Source organism: Streptomyces sp. NPDC030814 (assembly GCF_055572155.1).
Window position 1 is genome coordinate 137,911 of sequence record NZ_JBVIDX010000017.1, and the last position, 17,043, is coordinate 154,953.

The window sequence follows — 17,043 nt, forward strand, 5'->3', positions numbered from 1 at the left end:
CCCCTTCCGGTTCGGGCACGTCGTACGACGACAGCGGACGACAACGGGCGACAACAGGTCTAGTCCAATTTACCAACAAACCCGCCCGTTGGACCGGCCCCTCACGATTCGCATACGACCGACCACGCTCCGCATCTACGCTCGGGAGCGGCGCAGACCCAACAGAACCGGCTGTCAGAGGAGCACGTCGCCCCATGAGCAACACGAAGACCCTCGACCCGTCGCAGTCCACCCGCGCCCTGTACGGCGCGGAACTCCGCCACCGCCGCGAGCGGGCGGGCATGACCCAGGAGGAGCTGGGGGCGGCGATGTTCATCAGCGGGGCGTACGTGGGGATGCTGGAGGTGGGGGTACGGCGGATGCAGCCGGAGTTCGCGAAGGCGGCGGACGAGATTCTCGGCGCCGACGGCTTCTTCACACGGAACCTGGAAGCAGCCCGCAAGTCGCCGTACCGCGCTCACTTCGCGGATGTGGTGGAGCTCGAAGGCCTGGCCGACACGATCAAGGACTGGGCACCCACCTCCGTGCCCGGCGTGCTCCAGACAGCGGACTACAACCGCGCGGTGATCCGAGCGTACGACCCCGTCGCACCCGAGGCGGTGGTGGAGGAGCGCATCGCCTTCCGAAAGGCCCGCGCGCGCATCTTCGACGATCCGGCGACGCCTCGATACTGGGCGGTCATCGACGAGGTGGTCGTACGGCGCCAAGCCGGTACGCCAGCGGTGATGGCTCAGCAACTCCGGCACATCGCGGGCTTGGTACGCCGCCACCGAATCATCGTCCAGGTGCTGCCCATCGCTGCGGGGGTCCACGCCGGCAGCGCGGGCATCATCAAGCTGATGACCTTCAGCGATGCTCCGCCTGTGGTCTACGCCCAAGCGTCCGAAAACGGGCGCTTGATGGACGATCGGGCCGTAGTCGACCGCTCCACACTCACCTACGATCTGCTTGGGGCAGCGTCTTTGTCGCCTGACGCGTCCCTCGATCTGATCGAGCAGGCGGCCGAGGAGTACGAGGATGCGGACCGCGCCCGACCTCAGGACCGCGACTTGGCGTAAGAGCAGCTACAGCGATGGAGCCGGTGACGAATGCGTGGAGATCGCCGGCGACTTCACCGGCGCCGCCCTCTCCTGGCGCAAGTCGAGCCACAGCGGCGGTAACAGCGCGGAGTGCGTCGAAGTCTCCGACGACCTCCCCGGCGTCGTCCCCGTCCGCGACAGCAAGAACCCCACCGGCGCTGTGCTGCTCCTCGGCGCCGCCGCCTGGTCGGCCTTCGTCGCGGCGGCGGGCCGGGAGCTTCGCTGAGAGCGGCCGGTCAGTCGAAGAGGTTCAGCTCGGCCGGCGTCGCCCCGGCCAGCTCGTACGTCGCGGCGGTGAGTGGGCGGCCGGAGTAGAGCCGTACGAGGGTGGTGGCATCGCCGATGTAGCGCGCGGGCGGGGCGTCGCCGCTGGGGGCGCCGAGCAGGAGGGGCTCGTCGGCGTCGTCGAGGTCGGCGTGGAGGGGGCGGGTGCCGCGCACTCGGGTGAGGTGGGCCAACAACTCCACCGCGAGCGGCAGTTGTGAGCCGCCGTAGGCGCCGGGCAGGCCCCAGGCGTCCCGTACGTCCCCGGCGTGCACCCACTCCCCGAGGGCGACGCCGTCCAGGACCCCGCCGGCCTCGGCGATGACGGGGCCGACGTCGGTCATGCCGCGCTCCAGCTCGTCCACGATCTGCGCGACGGACCAGTCCCCGCGCTCGGCGATGTCCCGGTCGTTCGACTCGGGGCTGAACACGCCCTTCTCGAAGCGCCCCTCCACGACGCGCGACAGCGCGGCGGAGCAGTGCGCCAGCACGTCGCGCACGGTCCACCCCGGACAACACGTCCCGGCCCCGAAGTCCTCCTCGGCCCTCCCCCGCAACACCGGCACCAGCACATCCCGCTCGGCCACCAGCAACCGCCCCGGCAGCCCGGGATCCCGCACCTCGTGCACATCAGCGACAGTCATGGCACCCACGCTAGGAGGAGGGCAGCCGGATGTCCCACTCCCACGGCACAATGCCCCCATGTCCCTCGATCCGCTGGAAGCCCGCTGGCTCCGGGCCCTGGTCTCGGCCCGTGACGGCGCGTGCCATCCGAGCCCGCTCCCGTACGCGGCGAACCTGATCAAGCGGTGGTCCGAGCCCCAGCGGAAGTACCACACCCTCGATCACCTCACGGCGGTGCTGGACCGTGTCGACGTGCTGGAGGAGTATGCGGCGGACCCGGCCCTCGTGCGGCTGGCCGCGTGGTTCCATGACGCGGTGTATCTGCCGGAGCGGTCGACGAACGAGGAACGGTCCGCGCGGCTCGCCGAGCGGGCGCTGCCCGAGGCCGGGGTGCCGGCGGTGAAGGTCGCGGAGGTGGCCCGGCTGGTCCGGCTCACCGTCACCCATGACCCGGCGGACGACGACCCCAACGGCCAGGTCCTCTGCGACGCCGACCTCGCGATCCTCGCCTCGCCCCCCGACGCGTACGCCGCGTACGCCGCCGCCGTCCGCGAGGAGTACGGCTTCGTCCCGGACGACGCCTTCCGCGAGGGCCGGGCGGCCGTCCTGCGCCAGCTTCTCGCCCTGCCCCGGCTCTTCAGGACGCCGTACGGGCAGCGGGAGTGGGAGGAACGGGCACGCGACAACCTGCGGGAGGAGCTGACCGGGCTGACCGGACAGGGGGAGTGAGCCCCGGCCGCCCGCGAGGGCTCAGCCGTCCGCACCCAGGAACAGGGCGGCCAGACGCGGAAGCCGTCGGCTCATCTCCTCGTCGTCGTCGAAGTCGAAGTCCTCGCCCATGTCGGCCTCGTCACCGCTGTTCGTCTCGTCGGCGCCACGGAAACTCTTCCAGGCTTCGTAGAAGGCATCCGCATCACCCGTGATCCGCTCGAACGCCCCAGCGGCGACGTAGTTCATGTCCTCGTAGAACAGCACCTCGGGACGGTCCTGGAGATCGGCCGCCGCCTCCCGCACAACAGGATGTGCGGCGAGGCTGTCGGGGTAGGCGGCCACGCGCTCGTACCACGCGCGCCCCAGGGCGATCACCCCCGCGCGGAAGTCCATGAAACCGTCGTCGGAGCACCCACCGCCGATGAGGTAAGCCGCGGCCCACGCGTCCCAGCGGTACAGGGCGTCGTGCAGCTCGTCGAAGCGTTCCGCGTACTCAAGGATCTCCCGCCGCGGTCTGCCCGCGAGCCGCTCGACGAGCACTTCGTCGAGCGGCTCGCCCGCCTCGGCGGCCTCGCCCCGCGCGGTTTCCACGAGGCCCCAGAACGTGTCGTTGTCCATGACCGCGCACTGTGCCAGGCCCCTCTGACAATCGATCCTGGTCGCCCCGGGGGAATGCCACGGCCACGCCTTCGGTTGCCCTTGTATATGTCTTCCGACGCCGCCGCGGACCGTTCCCGCCACCGTCCCGCACCTCAGCCCGGTAACCGCGTCCCGCTCTCGGTCTACGTCCTCGGGCTCGCCGTCTTCGCGCTCGGCACGAGTGAGTTCATGCTGTCGGGGCTGCTGCCGCCGATCGCCGAGGACATGGACGTGTCGATCCCCCGGGCGGGGCTGCTGATCTCGGCGTTCGCGATCGGCATGGTCGTGGGAGCGCCGCTGCTGGCCGTGGCGACGCTGCGGCTGCCGCGCCGGACGACGCTCATCACGCTGCTCACGGTCTTCGGGGTGGGGCAGGTCGCGGGCGCGCTCGCCCCGAACTACGCCGTGCTGTTCGCCTCGCGCGTCGTGAGCGCGCTCGCGTGCGCCGGGTTCTGGGCGGTGGGCGCGGCCGTCGCCGTCGCCATGGTGCCCGTCACCGCGCGGGCCCGCGCCCTCGCGATCATGATCGGCGGGTTGTCGATCGCCAACGTGCTGGGCGTTCCGGCAGGCGCGTTCCTCGGGGAGAACTTCGGGTGGCGGTCGGCGTTCTGGGCGGTCGCCGTGGCGTCGGCGATAGCCCTGGCCGGGGTCGCCGCGCTCGTCCCCGCCATCCCGCTGCCCGCCGAGCGGCCCCGGCTCGGCGCCGAGGCCCGTATCTACCGCGAGCCGCAGGTCTGGCTCTCCATCGCCGTCGTGGCGCTCGCCGCCGGCGGTGTGTTCTGCGCGTTCAGCTATCTCGCGCCGCTGCTCACCGATGTCGCCGGACTCGACGACGGATGGGTGCCGACGGTCCTCGCGCTGTTCGGGGTCGGGGCGCTGATCGGTACGGCGGTCGGCGGGCGCATCGCCGACGCGCACCTCTTCGGGGTGCTGCTCACCGGCATCGCCGCCTCCACCGTCCTCCTCGTCGCGCTGGCGCTCCTCGCCTCGTACGCCGTCGCCGCCGTCCTGCTCTCCTTCCTCCTCGGCGTCTCCTGCTTCTACACGGCGCCCGCGCTCAACGCCCGGATGTTCAACGTCGCCGGGGCAGCCCCCACCCTCGCCGGTGCCACCACGACCGCCGCGTTCAACCTCGGCAACACCGGCGGGCCCTGGCTGGGCGGCGCGGTCATCGACGCGGGGTTCGGGTTCACGTCGACGGCCTGGGCGGGCGGCGCGCTCACGGCGACCGCCATCGGCATCACGGCGGTGTCGCTGCGGATGCACCGGCGTACGGGGCCGTCACGGATCGTGGAAATGGGCACTAACTCGGCGAAAGTGCCGACCTCGAAGTAGGGTGCGGACATGGCAGTGAGTGAGGTCAGCCTCGTCGAACGGGCCCGCACGACGGCCGACGGCGTCACGATGTGCCCGCAGCGCGTCGCCCTGGAGCACATCACCAGCCGCTGGGGCACCCTCGTCCTGATCGCGCTGCTCGACCGCTCCTACCGCTTCGGGGAGCTGCGCCGGGAGATCGGCAGGGTCAGCGAGAAGATGCTCACGCAGACCCTCCAGACGCTGGAGCGCGACGGCATCGTCCACCGCGACGCCAAGCCCGTCATCCCGCCCCACGTCGACTACTCCCTCACCCCGCTCGGCCGCGAGGCCGCCGAACAGGTCCGCGCCCTCGCCACCTGGACCGCCGAGCGCATGACCGCGATCGAGAAGGCCCGCGAGGAGTACGACGCGGCGAAGGGCTGAGCGGGCACGGCCGCGGCCGTGCCCGACGTGCCGCGCCACTCGCCCCGCTGCACCACCGGTGAGCCCCGCCGCCGGCTCCAACGCGGGCCCCTGGGACGTAAATCCGTTCGTCCTCCCGCGCCGCCCCGCCTATCCTCACGCCCATGCGACCTATGGGTGGGGAACAGGTACTGGAAGCCGTCGGGCACAGCGTGGCCGTGCTGCGGGAGGCCGTCGACCGGGACTGGGTGGGGACCAAGGCGGGGCGGCTGGACTGGAACTGCCGTAAGACCGCCGACCACATCTCCTCGGACCTGATCGCCTACGCGGGCCAGCTCGCGGGACGCGCCCAGAGCGCGTACGTACCGTTCTTCATCGACACCACGGAGTGCGAGGACAACGCCGACCTGCTGTACGTCATCGAGACGACGGGCGCCCTCCTCGCCGCCACCGTGACCACCACCCCCGCCGACGTGCGCGCCTTCCACCCCTACCCCTTCCGCTTCGCCGACCGCGAGGGCTTCGCGGCGATGGGCGTCACCGAGGTGCTCCTCCACACGCACGACATCGTCGAGGGCCTCGGACTCACCCCGTACGAGGCGCCGAGGGACCTGTGCGAGTCCGTGCTCGCCCGACTGTTCCCGCACGTCAGGCCCGGGGACGACCCCTGGACGACCCTGCTGTGGGCCACCGGCCGCGCCGACCTGCCGGGCCGCGCCCCGGTCACCTCGTGGAAGTGGAACAACCCGCTTCACATCGACGCCGACCGCATCGTCCTCAAGGGCGTCCACCCGGCCGCCGCCGCGGACCTCGCCGAGGGCGGCACCGGCGGCTTCGACTGGATCGTGGGCGGCCCCGTCGAGGGCACGCGCGTCGGCGCCGGCATGGTGTTCCAGGCGTACGAGGCCGGTGTGCACCGCCCCGAGTGGGGCATGTTCGTCCTCGTCCGCAAGGAGGACGGGCTTGCCGTCGGCGCGCTCGGCTACCACGGCGCCCCCGACGAGGAGGGCCGCGTCGAGATCGGCTACGACCTGGTCGAGGGCGCGCGCGGGCGCGGTTACGCCACGGAGGCGCTGCGCGCACTGGCCGACTGGGCGCGCGAGCGGGCGGCCGAACAGGGCGACGTCCGGTCCCTCTTCGCCGTCGTCGACAAGGTCAACACCCCCTCCCAGGGCGTGGTCACCCGCGCCGGCTTCGAGCAGGTGAGCGACGACTGGGGCGACGGGGAGGACGGCGAGCAGTTCGCGTACGAACTCCGTCTGCGCGCCTGACGTACGCCGGGCCCAACCGTTCCGGTTTCCTTCCGCTTTCCCCTGCCCGGGCCCCCGCGCCGTTCCGATAATTCGGTGACGTGCGGGCGCGCAGGGCGTGTACGGCTGCGTGGGCACGTAGGGGGAAACGGGGGAGCGCGTGATGAGTCAGTACGGTCCTACGCCCACGCCGCAGCCGCAGCCGCAGCCGCCGGGCTCCCCCCGGCCGGACCCGGGCCCCGACCACCGGAACGCCCGTATCGCGATCATCAGTCTGGTCGTCACCAGCGTGCTCACCATCATCGGCATCGTGGTGAGCGTGCTGGTGGCCGACAGGGACGACTCGTCCGACGTCGGCCGGGGCGACCGGCCGACCTCGCACCCGCTGCAGGACGACCCCACCACCCCGGCCCCGGACGACACGACCCCCGAACCCGGGAACAGCACATCGAGCCCGTCCCCGCCCCCGGAAACCACCACGCCCCCGCCCGACGATCCCGAGAACACCGAGAACACCGAGAACGCCGGGAACGAGGACGACGGGCTCACCGCCGCCCAGCGGGAGCTACGTGACTCGCTGAACCCGGAGCAGTGGCGCCGCGAGAGCTGCGAACCGGACACGGCACCCGGCGTCGAGGCGGCGCTGCGCTGCACGGTGACCACGCGGGACCCCGCCTACGGCGCCCTCACCACCAAGGCGAGCATCGCGGTGTACGGCTCCAGGAGCGAGGCGCAGAGGGTGTTCCGGGACTACACGGCCGGCCTCCCCGAGGGCAACTGCGACCAGCAGCAGAACGTCCGCAGCGTCTGGTCGGAGAACGGTTCCGACACCCCGGCCGGGGACGCGGCCTGCTACATGGACACCACGTTCCAGTACGTGATCGCCTGTACGTACTACGACCGGCCCGCCCTGTTCGCCGTCACGGGCCCCGACTCCGCGGCGCTCACCCTGTGGTGGCACGGCCTGGACCCGGTCTTCACGGACTGACCTTCGCCCCGCTGCTCGGCGACCGGCACCCGGTTCCTCAACGACGGGCGCCCGGCTCCCCAGCGACCGGCGACCGGCGCCCGGTTCCTCAGCGACCGGCGACCGGCGCCCGGTTCCTCAGCGACCGGCGCCCGGCGCCTCCGGGAGCGTCCCCCGCCCCTTGGGCCGCCGCAGCCCCGCCCCCGTGAGCCTGCGGAGGAGTTCCTTGGAGCCGACCTCCACCGCGCCCGCGGCCACGACCTCCTCGTAGCGGTGGGACGGAATGTCGTAGTGGTCGCGCTCGAAGGCACGCTCGGGGACGCCCACCCGGCGGGCGAAGTCGTGCAGCTCGTCGAAGGAGACGTCGCTGACCAGGTGGGACCACATACGTCCGTGCCCCGGCCAGGTGGGCGGATCGATGTAGAGAGTCACGAAGGCGACGACCCCCCGGTGGCGGTCCCCAGCGCCCCGACCGCCGCGACCCGGACCCCCGCCTTGTGGCACACCCAATGCGGGTCGGGGCCGAGCTCCGGCTCGACGTCGAGGGCGTGCGGATCACCGGTGCCGCAGACCGGGCAGAGCGGCCAGCGCCCGTACCGCTCCAGCAGGGCGTCCTGGACGTCCTGCGCGATCAGCCCGGCGACGTACTCCGCGCCGTCCGGCCACTGCTCCACCCACCAGCGGCGCTGTACGACGGAGTCCTCGACCATCGAGACGACATCGGCCTCGGCGACCTCTCGGGCGACCAGATCGGCGAGCACGAGCGCACGGGCCGCGTGCAACGCCTGCTCAAGGGGGCTCACGGATTCACTGCCGGGACTCATGCCTCCATTGTGCGCACCCTTGACCGCACCCCCGAGCGGAAAATATCTTTCAATGTGTGAGCGATGAGGTGAAGGAAATTTTCGCGCGAAGGGAAGGACGGACCCAGCCGGAGGGCAGGACGCCGACCACCGAAGGCCGTGACGGTGGCGGTGGGGCCGCTCCCCCGGCCCCCGCCGCGCTCGCCGCGAAAGTACGGATGCTCGCGCCGTCCATGACCCGGTCCATGCAGCGGGTCGCGGAGGCGGTCGCGAACGACCCGGCCGCGTGCGCCGCGCTCACGGTCACCGGCCTCGCCGAACTCACCGGCACCAGCGAGGCGACGGTCGTCCGCACGGCCCGCCTCCTCGGCTACCCCGGCTACCGCGACCTGCGTCTCGCCCTGGCCGGTCTCGCCGCCCACCAGCAGTCGGGGCGTGCGCCCTCGGTCACGGCCGACATCGCGGTGGACGACCCGCTCCCCGATGTCGTCGCCAAGCTCGCGTACGACGAGCAGCAGACCCTCGCGGACACGGCGGCCGGCCTCGACATGGTCCAGCTGGGCGCGGCGGTCGGAGCGCTGGCCGGGGCCCGCCGGACGGACATCTACGGGGTCGGGGCGTCGGGGCTGGTCGCGCAGGACCTCGCGCAGAAGCTGCTCCGCATCGGGCTGATAGCCCAGGCGCACAGCGACCCGCACCTCGCCGTCACCAACGCGGTGCAGCTCCGCGCGAAGGACGTGGCGATAGCGATCACCCACTCCGGTTCGACGGGCGATGTCATCGAGCCGCTGCGGGTCGCCTTCGACCACGGCGCGACGACGATCGCGATCACCGGGCGGCCGGACGGACCGGTCTCCCAGTACGCCGACCACGTCCTGACGACGTCGACGGCGCGGGAGAGCGAGCTGCGGCCGGCCGCGATGTCGTCCCGGACGAGTCAGCTGCTGGTGGTGGACTGCCTGTTCATCGGGGTGGCCCAGCGGACGTACGAGTCCGCGGCGCCCGCGCTGTCGGCGTCGTACGAGGCGCTGGCGCACCGCCACAGGAGCGGAGGGCCTTCGCGGTAGGCGAGGACGCACCGCAGTCGTCGCATCCTCCCGCCCCGCCCTCCGGGGACGCCGATCGCACGCACGAAATGAGTCACCGCATGCCTTCCCTGCCTTCCCTCCCCTACAGCTCCACCCCGAACGACCTCGCCGTACGCGCGGAGCTGGAGTCGCTGACGACCGAGGCGTTCCGCCCCGACCTGGCGGACATCGACCAGCTGCCGACCCTGGACATCGCGAAGCTGATGAACGGCGAGGACGCGACCGTGCCGACGGCGGTGGCCGCACGGTTGCCGCTGATCGCGGCGGCGATCGACGCGATCGCGGAGCGGATGGCGCGGGGCGGCCGTCTGATCTACGCGGGGGCGGGCACGGCCGGACGGCTCGGCGTCCTCGACGCGTCCGAGTGCCCGCCGACCTTCAACACGGCCCCCTCCCAGGTGCTGGGTCTGATCGCCGGCGGCCGGGAGGCGGTGATCACGTCGATCGAGGGCGCGGAGGACTCGGCGGACCTGGCCCGCGCGGACCTCGGCGCGCTGGCGCTGACCCCCGACGACACGGTGGTGGGCGTCTCGGCCTCCGGCCGCACGCCGTACGCGATCGGCGCGGTCGAGTACGCCCGCGGCCGGGGCGCCCTGACGGTGGGCCTCGCCTGCAACGCGTCCAGCGCGCTCGCCGCGGCCGCCGACCACGGCATCGAGGTCGTCGTGGGCCCTGAGCTGGTGACGGGCTCCACCCGCCTGAAGGCGGGCACGGCCCAGAAACTGGTCCTCAACATGCTCTCGACGATCACGATGATCCGCCTGGGGAAGACCTACGGGAACCTGATGGTCGACGTCCGCGCCACCAACGACAAACTCCGGGCCCGCTCCCACCGCATCGTCGCGCTCGCGACGGGCGCGACGGACGAGGAGATCGACAAGGCCCTGACCGCCTCGAACGGCGAGGTCAAAACAGCCATCCTCACCCTCCTGAGCAACACCGACGCCCCCACGGCGACCCGCCTGCTCCAACAAAACCAGGGCCACCTCCGAGCGGCCCTGGCAGCGGCGACGACCTGAGCGGACGGGAAGCTACGGCGTCGCCGGGCGCCGTCGTCCCGCACGAGCCGGCGGCCGTCCGCCGTCCCGGCCTCGTCGCACCATGTGCCGGACCGCCGTCGGCGACAGTCCCACCCCCACGCTGACCAGGAACGCCGCCGCGGCCAGCAGGGTCGACCGCCAGGGCCAGGACGCGCCGGTCAGCTCCAGATGGGCGGAGGGGTACTCGGAGAACTTCGCGGTGGCCAGAGCCGTGCGACGGTCGCCGTGCTCGGCGAGGTCCCGCAGCACCGGATCGAAGCCGAACTCCCCGGACCGCCTTCCCCCGCCGGGCAGTTCGACGGCGAGCCCGTTGCGGCGGGCCCAGGCGCCCAGCACACGCCCGACACCGGAGGCGTTCCTGACGCCGGGCACCACGAAACGGTCCGCACCATGGGCACCACCCCCCGCCGGCCGGGTGACGAGGACCAGGCCGTGGCGCGTGGTGACGGTGTCACCCGCACCGATCATCACAGTCCGTGCGGCGAAGGAGACTCCGCCGTATCCCTCGAACGCGGCAGCCGCGTCGATCTCCTCGACGCCGTCGACCAGACCGATGGCCGTGGTGGGGCGCAGCCACGGGAACGCGGCGTTGAGAGCGTAGGGGAGATCTCCGAGAGCGAGATGGTTGGCCGGGATCGTGGTCCGACCGTCCGGGGACCATCCGGGGTAGGACAGTCCGGTGCCGATACGGGTCGCCTCGGCCCTGCCCGCCAGTTCCTCGACCAACCGCAGCGCGCCGACGGTGCCGGAGGTCACGCCGGCGGTGGTGGTCACCCGCCCGTCCTCGACGTAGCGCCGCCCGCGCTTCCAGTCGACCTCCGGATAACCGCGCTCCAGGGAGTCGATGTTGGACCAGAACGACGTGGCGTCGCGATGGTCGAGCAGCCCGGAGGCGGCCAGCAGCTCGGAGCCCGCGCACACCCCGAGGATCCGGGCGCCCTCGCGGTGCCGTTCGACGATCCACCGGCGCAGGCGCTCCTCGCCCGCGCCGGTGGGGTCGGTCACGGCGGGCACGACCACCACATCGGGTTCCGGCAGCGAACCGTCCGCCACCTCGGCCAGCGTGTGGTCGGGCAGCACGTGGGCACCGCCGGACAGCGGGGAGACACGGCGTTCGGCAGCCACCGTGTAGACGAACATGTGCCGCGACTCGGCGAACACCTGGTAGGGCGCGAGTACGTCAGTGGCCACGGAGCCCTCGTTGCTGACGGCGACCGCCACCGTGATCCGGCCGTCCGGCACCGGCCGGGCGGCAGGCCACGCCCGAGCGTCGGTGCCGCGGGGGACGGCGGCGAAACTGCCTGCCATCGACACGCTCACCCCCGCGAGGGCGATCCCCGCGAAGGACACGGCCGCCAGCACGACGCCCAACAGCACCCAGCCGACACGACGCAGCACCCGGCGCCCCTTGCGCGCCCCTGAACTCATCTCGGACAAGACATACCTCAACAATCCGGGCGCATGTCGGCAGCGCGGTGCCGTCGGCCCTCGCGGTGACGGGAAAAGCGGAAGGAGCGCGGGAAGCCGTCGGCTAGAGCCCTGCGCCGAGGAGGCCGGCTCCGTCAGGCAGTCGGCCGCAGCGGTGCGCGCAGCAGCGAGGGCGGAACACCGAAGGCGTCGGCGACCACTCGGCGCAGCTGCCGGGCGTCACGGAACCCGCAGCGGAGCGCGACCGCCTCCACCGTCAGGTCGGTCCCGGACAGCAGGGTGCGTGCCCGCTCCAGCCGCAGTTGCCTCTGGTAGGCGAACGGGGTGATGCCGGTGGCCGTGGTGAAGGCTCGCGTGAGACCGCGCGGGGACAGCCCGGCGACGCCGGCGAGTTCAGGCAGGGTGAAGGAGGCGTCCAGATGCTGCGCCAGGTGGTCCTGCACCCGGTGCACCGCAGGCTGGACATGGTCACGGTGCCGCAGGAACGGGCTGATCTGGGCCGCGTCCCCGTCGCGCCGCAGATACAGCACCAGTTCGCGCGCGACCGCCGCAGCGAGTTCCGGGCCGCGCTCCCGCTCGACCAGGGACAGCGCGAGATCGATGCCCGCGGAGATGCCCGCGCTGGTGCTGATCCGGCCGTCGTGCACGTAGAGCGCGGCCTCGCGCACCCGGGCCCGCGGGTACCGGTCGCGCATCGCGGAGGTGAGCGACCAGTGCGTCGTACACGCCCTGCCGTCCAGCAGCCCCGCCTCACCCAGCACGACCGCGCCGGTGCACACGGACGCCACCCGGGCACCCGCGTCATGGGCCTCGCGCACCCAGCGCACCACGGCGGGTGCCACCAGCCGGTCGGATCCAGTCAGCCGGGGGCCGGGCACGAGCACCAGATCACCGGCTGCCGCCCGGCTTGTCGCGAGCGCCGCGAGCCCGGCCAGGCGCAGTCCCTGGGCGGACCTCAATCCGTCCGTCTCGGCCACGTACTCCAGCCGGTAGCCCCCGCCGAGATACGCGGCAGCGTCGAAGACCTGTACGGGACCACCGAGGTCCAGCAGGTTCACCTCGGGGAGCACCAGGACCAGCACCCGCCCGGTACACCCCTCCATCTCCTCGTTCACGGCGCCACAGTAGGCCGCGGCGAACCGCCCGCACGAGGTCTCACGAGGGCGAAGGGCGGACAGATCCGGCACGGGGATCCCGGCGTGCCGGGAGGTTGGTGCCCGGCCCGCCGCCGGGCACGCCGACCCCGTTGTCGGTGTGGTGTGGCACCGTGGTGAGGTCCGCCCGCAGCCGCCCCCGCAGGAAAGGCCCGAGCCCCCGTGAACCACGCCCAGCTCACCGCCCTCGGCCGAGCCCTACGCCTCCTCGGTGAACACGGCGACACCCTGACCGCCGACACCCCCGACGCCCGCCTGCACGAGGTGAAGGCGGACCTCAAGCGCGCCCTGGAGCTGTTGGACGAGACGGTCACGACGGCCGCCCCCACCACCCGCTGCCCCGAGCACCCGAACGGCCCGGTGGACGAGGAGGCCCCCGACCGCTGCCTCCTCTGCGAGACCCGCCGCCGCACCGCCCGCCGCACCGAGCTCAACGACAGCTACGGCGGGCCCCGCCCCACGGCCCCCACCACCCCGTCCCCCTCCCGCTACGGCGTCCGGGACGACCGCCCCGAACCCCAGCAGCGTTGGCTCCCGGAGGCGTGGAACGGCCAGGTCTGGCAGCTGTGCGGCACACCGCGCCGCGACCGCCGCGAGGCCGAGCTGTATCTCACCGCCCAACGCCGGGGCCCGCGCCCCGCCATCGCGTACCGCCTGGTCCACGAGTTCACCGACTACGACGTCCTGCGCATCTGGGGCGAGCCGGTCCGCCGGGACATCGAGCCGATGGGAAACCTGTGACGCCATGCCACCCGGATCGCCTCCAGCACTCCAGTGCGGTCCGTGACCGATCCAGCAAGCGCGTCCTCAGCGATAAGGATGCAAAGTTAATTACACACCCTTCCTTGATCCATGCAGAGATAGTTACACCCAGATGTAACTATCTCTGCCAAGCTATGTAATCATTTCTGCATGAACCGCGCTGAACAGCTTGCCGTGCTCTCGTCGGCCGCGGCCGATCAGTGGGGCATGGTCACCACCGCGCAGGCCAAGGAGCTCGGCCTTAACGCGGTCCAGCTGCTGCGCCTGACGGAGGCCGGCCTACTGGAGAACGTCAGCCGGGGCGTGTACCTCCTGTCCGCCAGTGGCATGCCCCAGCACCTGGACATCAAGGCAGCCTGGCTGCGCCTGCAGCCGGGCGAGTTCGCCTGGAACCGTCCTCCCGGGCATCCCAAGTCCGGCGTCGTCTCTCACGCCTCCGCGTGCCAGCTCCATGAACTGGGCGACATCCCCGCCCCTGATGTGGAGATCACCGTGCCTCGTCGGCGCGCGACGAACGAGCCGTTCGTCCGCCTACGCACCGCACCGCTGGATCCCGGGGAGATCACAGTCGTCGACGGGCTGCCCGTCACCACCGCCACCCGTACCATCACCGACCTGCTGAAAGCCAAAGCAGACGGCGGCCACATCGGCGGTGTCATCGCCGAAGCCGAACGCCGAGGCGTGATCACTGTGGACGATCTCGCCGAACATGTGCAGCCCTACGCCCGCAGGTACGGTCTCAAGGCCACCGCCACCGGAAGCGACCTCATCGACCATCTCGTCACCCAGGCCGGCGAGAGCCTGCGCCGCCAGGAGGTCGACCGGGCCAGCCAGGAAGGGTTCAACGCCGCCGTCCATCTCCTGGCCGAACACCCCGACCTTGCCACCGCCCTTGCCCACAGCCGACCCCGCGACATCAATGAAGTGCGCGACGAAACCGCCGCACTCCTCGGCATGCGGCTGGCTGACCTGGACCGTCTCCCACGCCTCAACCCCAGGACCACGGGAAAGGCCGCGGTACTCAAAGCCCTCCAGGACATCGAGCAACGACTGAACAAACCCAGCCTGGCCCTGGCCGAGGCGCTGCGAACGCTGCGGCAGCCCAACCCGGCCCTGGCCGAAGCGCTGCGCACGCTGAAGCAACTCGACCCTGCCACGCTTCGTTCCCTCCAGCAGGCCGGTGCCCTGTCGCCTGCCACCCGCAAGGCCCTGAAGCGCGCGGCGACCCCGAGCAGCAGTCGGCAACCGCCCCCGCCCGCAGCCTCGATGAGCACGCAGGACGACGATCCCGGCGACCACCGCCCAGACAGAGAGGACACCGACTGACCCCACGAAGAAAGGGGAAGGGTGATCAATCCGGGCATAGAGTTGTCTGACTTGAACCAGAACGCCGGGGGGCGAAAGAACCATGGGCAAGACCTACGCGAGCCCGGCGGCGTTCCGGGCGGCCCTGAAGCAGGCCGCACTGAACATGTCCAAGAAGACCGGCATGAGCGTCTCCGACCTCATGAAGATCTTCTACTTCAACCGGCTCGCCGCCCGCGCCTTCACCAAGGAGCCCGACGGCTGGCTCATCAAGGGTGGGCAGGCCCTGTTGATCCGCTACCGCGGCAACGCACGCCTCAGTCAGGATATCGACCTGCAAAGCGCACACCCCGATCGCACTGCCGACGAAGCACGGCAGCTGATCATCGAGGCCGCCTCGCTGGACCTGGGCGACTTCCTGCGCTACACCCCGAGCAAGTTCGAAAACCACAGCGACGAAGGCCGCGGTGGCGCGCAGCACTTCAAGGTCTTCTGCGGCACAGCCCCGGTGGCCGACATCAAGGTCGACCTCGTCGTGGGCCGAACCCTCTCCGGCACCCCGGAAACCCGCACCTTGCGGTCCGCCGTTGACATCGAGTGGCCCGTCGACTGGCCCGACGTGCGTCTCTACCCCGTCATCGACCACGTCGCCGACAAGATCTGCGCCATGTACGAGCGCCACGGCGACAACGCCCAGTTCGGCTCCAGCCGATACCGCGACCTGGCCGACCTCCTCCTGATCAGCCAGCAGGAGGTCGTTCCCGGCCGGCCTGTCACCCAGGCGCTGCACCGGGAAGCCGAACGCCGGCGGCAGAACGGCACCACCCTCGAACTCCCCACGGCCTTCGAAGCGCCGGGACCTGACTGGCACGACGGATACCCCAAGCAAGCAGCGCTGGTCGTCGGCCTCCGCGGTTGCGGCACCTACGCCGAAGCCGCACAAGCCGCAGCCGCCTTCATCAACCCCCTGCTCAACCAGACTGCCCAGGGAACCTGGAATCCAGACGACTCCGCGTGGGCGTAGCCGCTGGGACGGGTGCCTACGGACGGCCCGAGCGTGACCGGCCTATTCGGCCCGCTGCCGGTAGTTCTTCGGCCTGGGCCGGGACCCTGCGGTCACGGTGTGCCGTTCCTCCGCCGCACCGGGCGCCGTGTGGACCGGCGAGGGGCCAGCGCCGGCTGCACGAGTCGTCGCCGGTCCACGCTGCTGCGGGCGTTGATGAGAGCGATCAGCAGGTCGACCGCTTCGGCGCCCACCAGGTCCGCGCGGAGGCTGAGCGTGGTGACGGGCGGGGTCGTCATCGCGTACTCCGGGTCTTCACTGATGCACGCCACCAACAGATCCTGTGGCACCCGAAGACCGTGGTGGCGTGCGGCGGCGAGGATGTTGTGGCCGGAGTCGGAGTAGACACCGATGACGGCGTCCGGTCGTGGATCGCCTTTGAGGAGCCGGCCGACCGCGTCCTGTTCGGCCGTGAAGTAGTCGGGCAGCGCGTCGTACTCTTCGACGAGGGCCGGCAGGTGGCGTCCGTCGCACCACGACTGGTATGCGCGTGCGATCAGGTGCGGGTACGCGTCGTCGTGAAGCGGCTGGGAGAGCGCGATCCGCCGGGCGCCGGCCTCCGCCAGGTGGTCGAGCAGGAGGTGCAGGCCCGCTTCGTAGTCGGTGTCGATCCACGCGTCGTACCAGTGCGGCTGGGGCGGCCGGCCGTCGCAGACCATGGGGATGCCACGCTCCCGCAGGAGGGAACGCACCGGGTCGTCGGCGCGCGGATCGACGTGGATGACGCCGTCCATCGGCGTGTTGAGCCACATCAGCGGTGACAGGGAACTCGGCATCACCGTGAGCAGGTAGCCGCGCTCGTGCGCCGCCGCCATGGCGCTCAGCGTCAGCTGCGCGTAGTACGGGATCTCGGTGTACGGGATGGGAAGGTCGCCGTACGTCGTCATGGTCAGGCCGAGCACTCCGGTGCCGCCACGGGCCAGGGCCCGGGCCGTGCTGGCCTGGGCGTAACCGAGTTCCCGTGCGGCGGTGAGCACACGCTGCCTGGTCGCGTCGGACAGCCGTCCCGTGCCGTTGAGCGCGTTGGAGACCGTGGCCGTGGACACCCCGGCCCGTGCGGCGACCGCGCCGAGTGTGGGCCGCCGCCAGACACGCGAGCTCGTCATCTGTACCCCAACAGCCCTGCGGCGCCTTGTGGTTACGGCAT

At 71.6% G+C, this 17,043-nt stretch carries 19 protein-coding genes; 12 read left to right on the plus strand and 7 right to left on the minus strand.

Annotated elements, in window-relative coordinates:
• Positions 1 to 194: 194 nt before the first annotated feature.
• Together ACZ43N_RS29935 and ACZ43N_RS29940 are read left to right on the plus strand one after the other, a co-directional pair.
• Complete coding sequence (locus ACZ43N_RS29935; RefSeq protein WP_468101967.1) at positions 195 to 1,058, plus strand: helix-turn-helix domain-containing protein; 864 nt, start codon at positions 195 to 197, stop codon at positions 1,056 to 1,058.
• Complete coding sequence (locus ACZ43N_RS29940) at positions 1,018 to 1,305, plus strand: DUF397 domain-containing protein (RefSeq protein ID WP_468101969.1); 288 nt, start codon at positions 1,018 to 1,020, stop codon at positions 1,303 to 1,305. The genes ACZ43N_RS29935 and ACZ43N_RS29940 overlap by 41 nt, the downstream gene beginning before the upstream one ends.
• A gap of 10 nt (positions 1,306 to 1,315) precedes the next feature.
• Here the strand turns inward: ACZ43N_RS29940 and ACZ43N_RS29945 are convergent, their stop codons facing one another.
• Positions 1,316 to 1,987, minus strand: a complete 672-nt coding sequence (locus tag ACZ43N_RS29945) for a maleylpyruvate isomerase family mycothiol-dependent enzyme (RefSeq protein WP_468101971.1) — start codon at positions 1,985 to 1,987, stop codon at positions 1,316 to 1,318.
• 58 nt (positions 1,988 to 2,045) lie between these two features.
• Here ACZ43N_RS29945 and ACZ43N_RS29950 point away from each other — a divergent pair, with 58 nt between their 5' ends.
• Positions 2,046 to 2,696: an HD domain-containing protein gene (locus ACZ43N_RS29950; RefSeq protein WP_468101973.1), complete on the plus strand. Its 651-nt coding sequence runs from the start codon at positions 2,046 to 2,048 to the stop codon at positions 2,694 to 2,696.
• A gap of 21 nt (positions 2,697 to 2,717) precedes the next feature.
• Here the strand turns inward: ACZ43N_RS29950 and ACZ43N_RS29955 are convergent, their stop codons facing one another.
• On the minus strand, positions 2,718 to 3,296 hold the full coding sequence (locus tag ACZ43N_RS29955; protein WP_468101974.1) for a DUF4240 domain-containing protein: 579 nt from the start codon (positions 3,294 to 3,296) through the stop codon (positions 2,718 to 2,720).
• An 87-nt stretch (positions 3,297 to 3,383) separates the two neighbouring features.
• On the opposite strand from ACZ43N_RS29955, the gene ACZ43N_RS29960 reads away from it, so the two are divergent.
• From ACZ43N_RS29960 to ACZ43N_RS29975, 4 genes are all read left to right on the plus strand, one after another.
• Positions 3,384 to 4,652, plus strand: a complete 1,269-nt coding sequence (locus ACZ43N_RS29960) for a Cmx/CmrA family chloramphenicol efflux MFS transporter (RefSeq protein ID WP_468101976.1) — start codon at positions 3,384 to 3,386, stop codon at positions 4,650 to 4,652.
• A 9-nt stretch (positions 4,653 to 4,661) separates the two neighbouring features.
• On the plus strand, positions 4,662 to 5,057 hold the full coding sequence (locus ACZ43N_RS29965) for a winged helix-turn-helix transcriptional regulator (RefSeq protein ID WP_468101978.1): 396 nt from the start codon (positions 4,662 to 4,664) through the stop codon (positions 5,055 to 5,057).
• A 152-nt stretch (positions 5,058 to 5,209) separates the two neighbouring features.
• On the plus strand, positions 5,210 to 6,307 hold the full coding sequence (locus ACZ43N_RS29970) for a GNAT family N-acetyltransferase (protein ID WP_468102076.1): 1,098 nt from the start codon (positions 5,210 to 5,212) through the stop codon (positions 6,305 to 6,307).
• A 142-nt stretch (positions 6,308 to 6,449) separates the two neighbouring features.
• Positions 6,450 to 7,274 (plus strand): hypothetical protein, encoded by an 825-nt coding sequence (locus ACZ43N_RS29975; protein ID WP_468101980.1) that lies wholly within the window; start codon positions 6,450 to 6,452, stop codon positions 7,272 to 7,274.
• 117 nt (positions 7,275 to 7,391) lie between these two features.
• Here ACZ43N_RS29975 and ACZ43N_RS29980 read toward each other — a convergent pair whose 3' ends face one another.
• Together ACZ43N_RS29980 and ACZ43N_RS29985 are read right to left on the minus strand one after the other, a co-directional pair.
• Positions 7,392 to 7,685 (minus strand): DUF4031 domain-containing protein, encoded by a 294-nt coding sequence (locus ACZ43N_RS29980; protein ID WP_468101982.1) that lies wholly within the window; start codon positions 7,683 to 7,685, stop codon positions 7,392 to 7,394.
• Complete coding sequence (locus ACZ43N_RS29985; RefSeq protein WP_468101984.1) at positions 7,682 to 8,077, minus strand: hypothetical protein; 396 nt, start codon at positions 8,075 to 8,077, stop codon at positions 7,682 to 7,684. Before ACZ43N_RS29985 ends, ACZ43N_RS29980 begins: the two co-directional genes overlap by 4 nt.
• Before the next feature lie 56 nt (positions 8,078 to 8,133).
• Here ACZ43N_RS29985 and ACZ43N_RS29990 point away from each other — a divergent pair, with 56 nt between their 5' ends.
• Together ACZ43N_RS29990 and murQ are read left to right on the plus strand one after the other, a co-directional pair.
• A complete protein-coding gene (locus ACZ43N_RS29990) occupies positions 8,134 to 9,123 on the plus strand; it encodes a MurR/RpiR family transcriptional regulator (RefSeq protein ID WP_468101986.1) in 990 nt (329 codons plus the stop codon).
• Positions 9,124 to 9,203: 80 nt separating this feature from the next.
• Entirely contained in the window at positions 9,204 to 10,163 is a 960-nt protein-coding gene (murQ, locus tag ACZ43N_RS29995) for an N-acetylmuramic acid 6-phosphate etherase (protein WP_468101988.1), read from the plus strand.
• A 12-nt stretch (positions 10,164 to 10,175) separates the two neighbouring features.
• Here murQ and ACZ43N_RS30000 read toward each other — a convergent pair whose 3' ends face one another.
• Both ACZ43N_RS30000 and ACZ43N_RS30005 read right to left on the minus strand, forming a co-directional pair.
• A complete protein-coding gene (locus ACZ43N_RS30000; protein ID WP_468101990.1) occupies positions 10,176 to 11,612 on the minus strand; it encodes a DJ-1/PfpI family protein in 1,437 nt (478 codons plus the stop codon).
• A gap of 134 nt (positions 11,613 to 11,746) precedes the next feature.
• A complete protein-coding gene (locus tag ACZ43N_RS30005; protein ID WP_468101993.1) occupies positions 11,747 to 12,727 on the minus strand; it encodes a GlxA family transcriptional regulator in 981 nt (326 codons plus the stop codon).
• A gap of 201 nt (positions 12,728 to 12,928) precedes the next feature.
• Between ACZ43N_RS30005 and ACZ43N_RS30010 the strand changes: the two genes are divergently transcribed.
• From ACZ43N_RS30010 to ACZ43N_RS30020, 3 genes are all read left to right on the plus strand, one after another.
• Positions 12,929 to 13,507, plus strand: a complete 579-nt coding sequence (locus ACZ43N_RS30010) for a hypothetical protein (RefSeq protein WP_468101995.1) — start codon at positions 12,929 to 12,931, stop codon at positions 13,505 to 13,507.
• Between the two features lie 171 nt (positions 13,508 to 13,678).
• Positions 13,679 to 14,854, plus strand: coding sequence for a type IV toxin-antitoxin system AbiEi family antitoxin domain-containing protein (locus ACZ43N_RS30015; protein ID WP_468101997.1), 1,176 nt, complete (start codon positions 13,679 to 13,681; stop codon positions 14,852 to 14,854).
• Positions 14,855 to 14,936: 82 nt separating this feature from the next.
• Positions 14,937 to 15,857 carry a nucleotidyl transferase AbiEii/AbiGii toxin family protein gene (locus tag ACZ43N_RS30020; protein ID WP_468102000.1) on the plus strand — a complete coding sequence of 307 codons (921 nt, stop codon included), beginning with the start codon at positions 14,937 to 14,939 and terminating at the stop codon, positions 15,855 to 15,857.
• 92 nt (positions 15,858 to 15,949) lie between these two features.
• Here ACZ43N_RS30020 and ACZ43N_RS30025 read toward each other — a convergent pair whose 3' ends face one another.
• A complete protein-coding gene (locus ACZ43N_RS30025) occupies positions 15,950 to 17,002 on the minus strand; it encodes a LacI family DNA-binding transcriptional regulator (RefSeq protein WP_468102002.1) in 1,053 nt (350 codons plus the stop codon).
• Positions 17,003 to 17,043 lie beyond the last annotated feature (41 nt).

Coding starts and splice junctions, on each gene's coding strand:
- ACZ43N_RS29955 (WP_468101974.1), bottom strand. CDS start 3,296: ATGGACAACGACACGTTCTGGGGCCTCGTGGAAACCGCGCGGGGCGAG.
- ACZ43N_RS29945 (WP_468101971.1), bottom strand. CDS start 1,987: ATGACTGTCGCTGATGTGCACGAGGTGCGGGATCCCGGGCTGCCGGGG.
- ACZ43N_RS29950 (WP_468101973.1), top strand. CDS start 2,046: ATGTCCCTCGATCCGCTGGAAGCCCGCTGGCTCCGGGCCCTGGTCTCG.
- ACZ43N_RS29935 (WP_468101967.1), top strand. CDS start 195: ATGAGCAACACGAAGACCCTCGACCCGTCGCAGTCCACCCGCGCCCTG.
- ACZ43N_RS30015 (WP_468101997.1), top strand. CDS start 13,679: ATGAACCGCGCTGAACAGCTTGCCGTGCTCTCGTCGGCCGCGGCCGAT.
- ACZ43N_RS29965 (WP_468101978.1), top strand. CDS start 4,662: ATGGCAGTGAGTGAGGTCAGCCTCGTCGAACGGGCCCGCACGACGGCC.
- ACZ43N_RS29985 (WP_468101984.1), bottom strand. CDS start 8,077: ATGAGTCCCGGCAGTGAATCCGTGAGCCCCCTTGAGCAGGCGTTGCAC.
- ACZ43N_RS29975 (WP_468101980.1), top strand. CDS start 6,450: ATGAGTCAGTACGGTCCTACGCCCACGCCGCAGCCGCAGCCGCAGCCG.
- ACZ43N_RS29940 (WP_468101969.1), top strand. CDS start 1,018: ATGCGGACCGCGCCCGACCTCAGGACCGCGACTTGGCGTAAGAGCAGC.
- ACZ43N_RS30000 (WP_468101990.1), bottom strand. CDS start 11,612: ATGAGTTCAGGGGCGCGCAAGGGGCGCCGGGTGCTGCGTCGTGTCGGC.
- ACZ43N_RS30020 (WP_468102000.1), top strand. CDS start 14,937: ATGGGCAAGACCTACGCGAGCCCGGCGGCGTTCCGGGCGGCCCTGAAG.
- ACZ43N_RS29970 (WP_468102076.1), top strand. CDS start 5,210: ATGGGTGGGGAACAGGTACTGGAAGCCGTCGGGCACAGCGTGGCCGTG.
- ACZ43N_RS30025 (WP_468102002.1), bottom strand. CDS start 17,002: ATGACGAGCTCGCGTGTCTGGCGGCGGCCCACACTCGGCGCGGTCGCC.
- ACZ43N_RS29960 (WP_468101976.1), top strand. CDS start 3,384: ATGTCTTCCGACGCCGCCGCGGACCGTTCCCGCCACCGTCCCGCACCT.
- murQ (WP_468101988.1), top strand. CDS start 9,204: ATGCCTTCCCTGCCTTCCCTCCCCTACAGCTCCACCCCGAACGACCTC.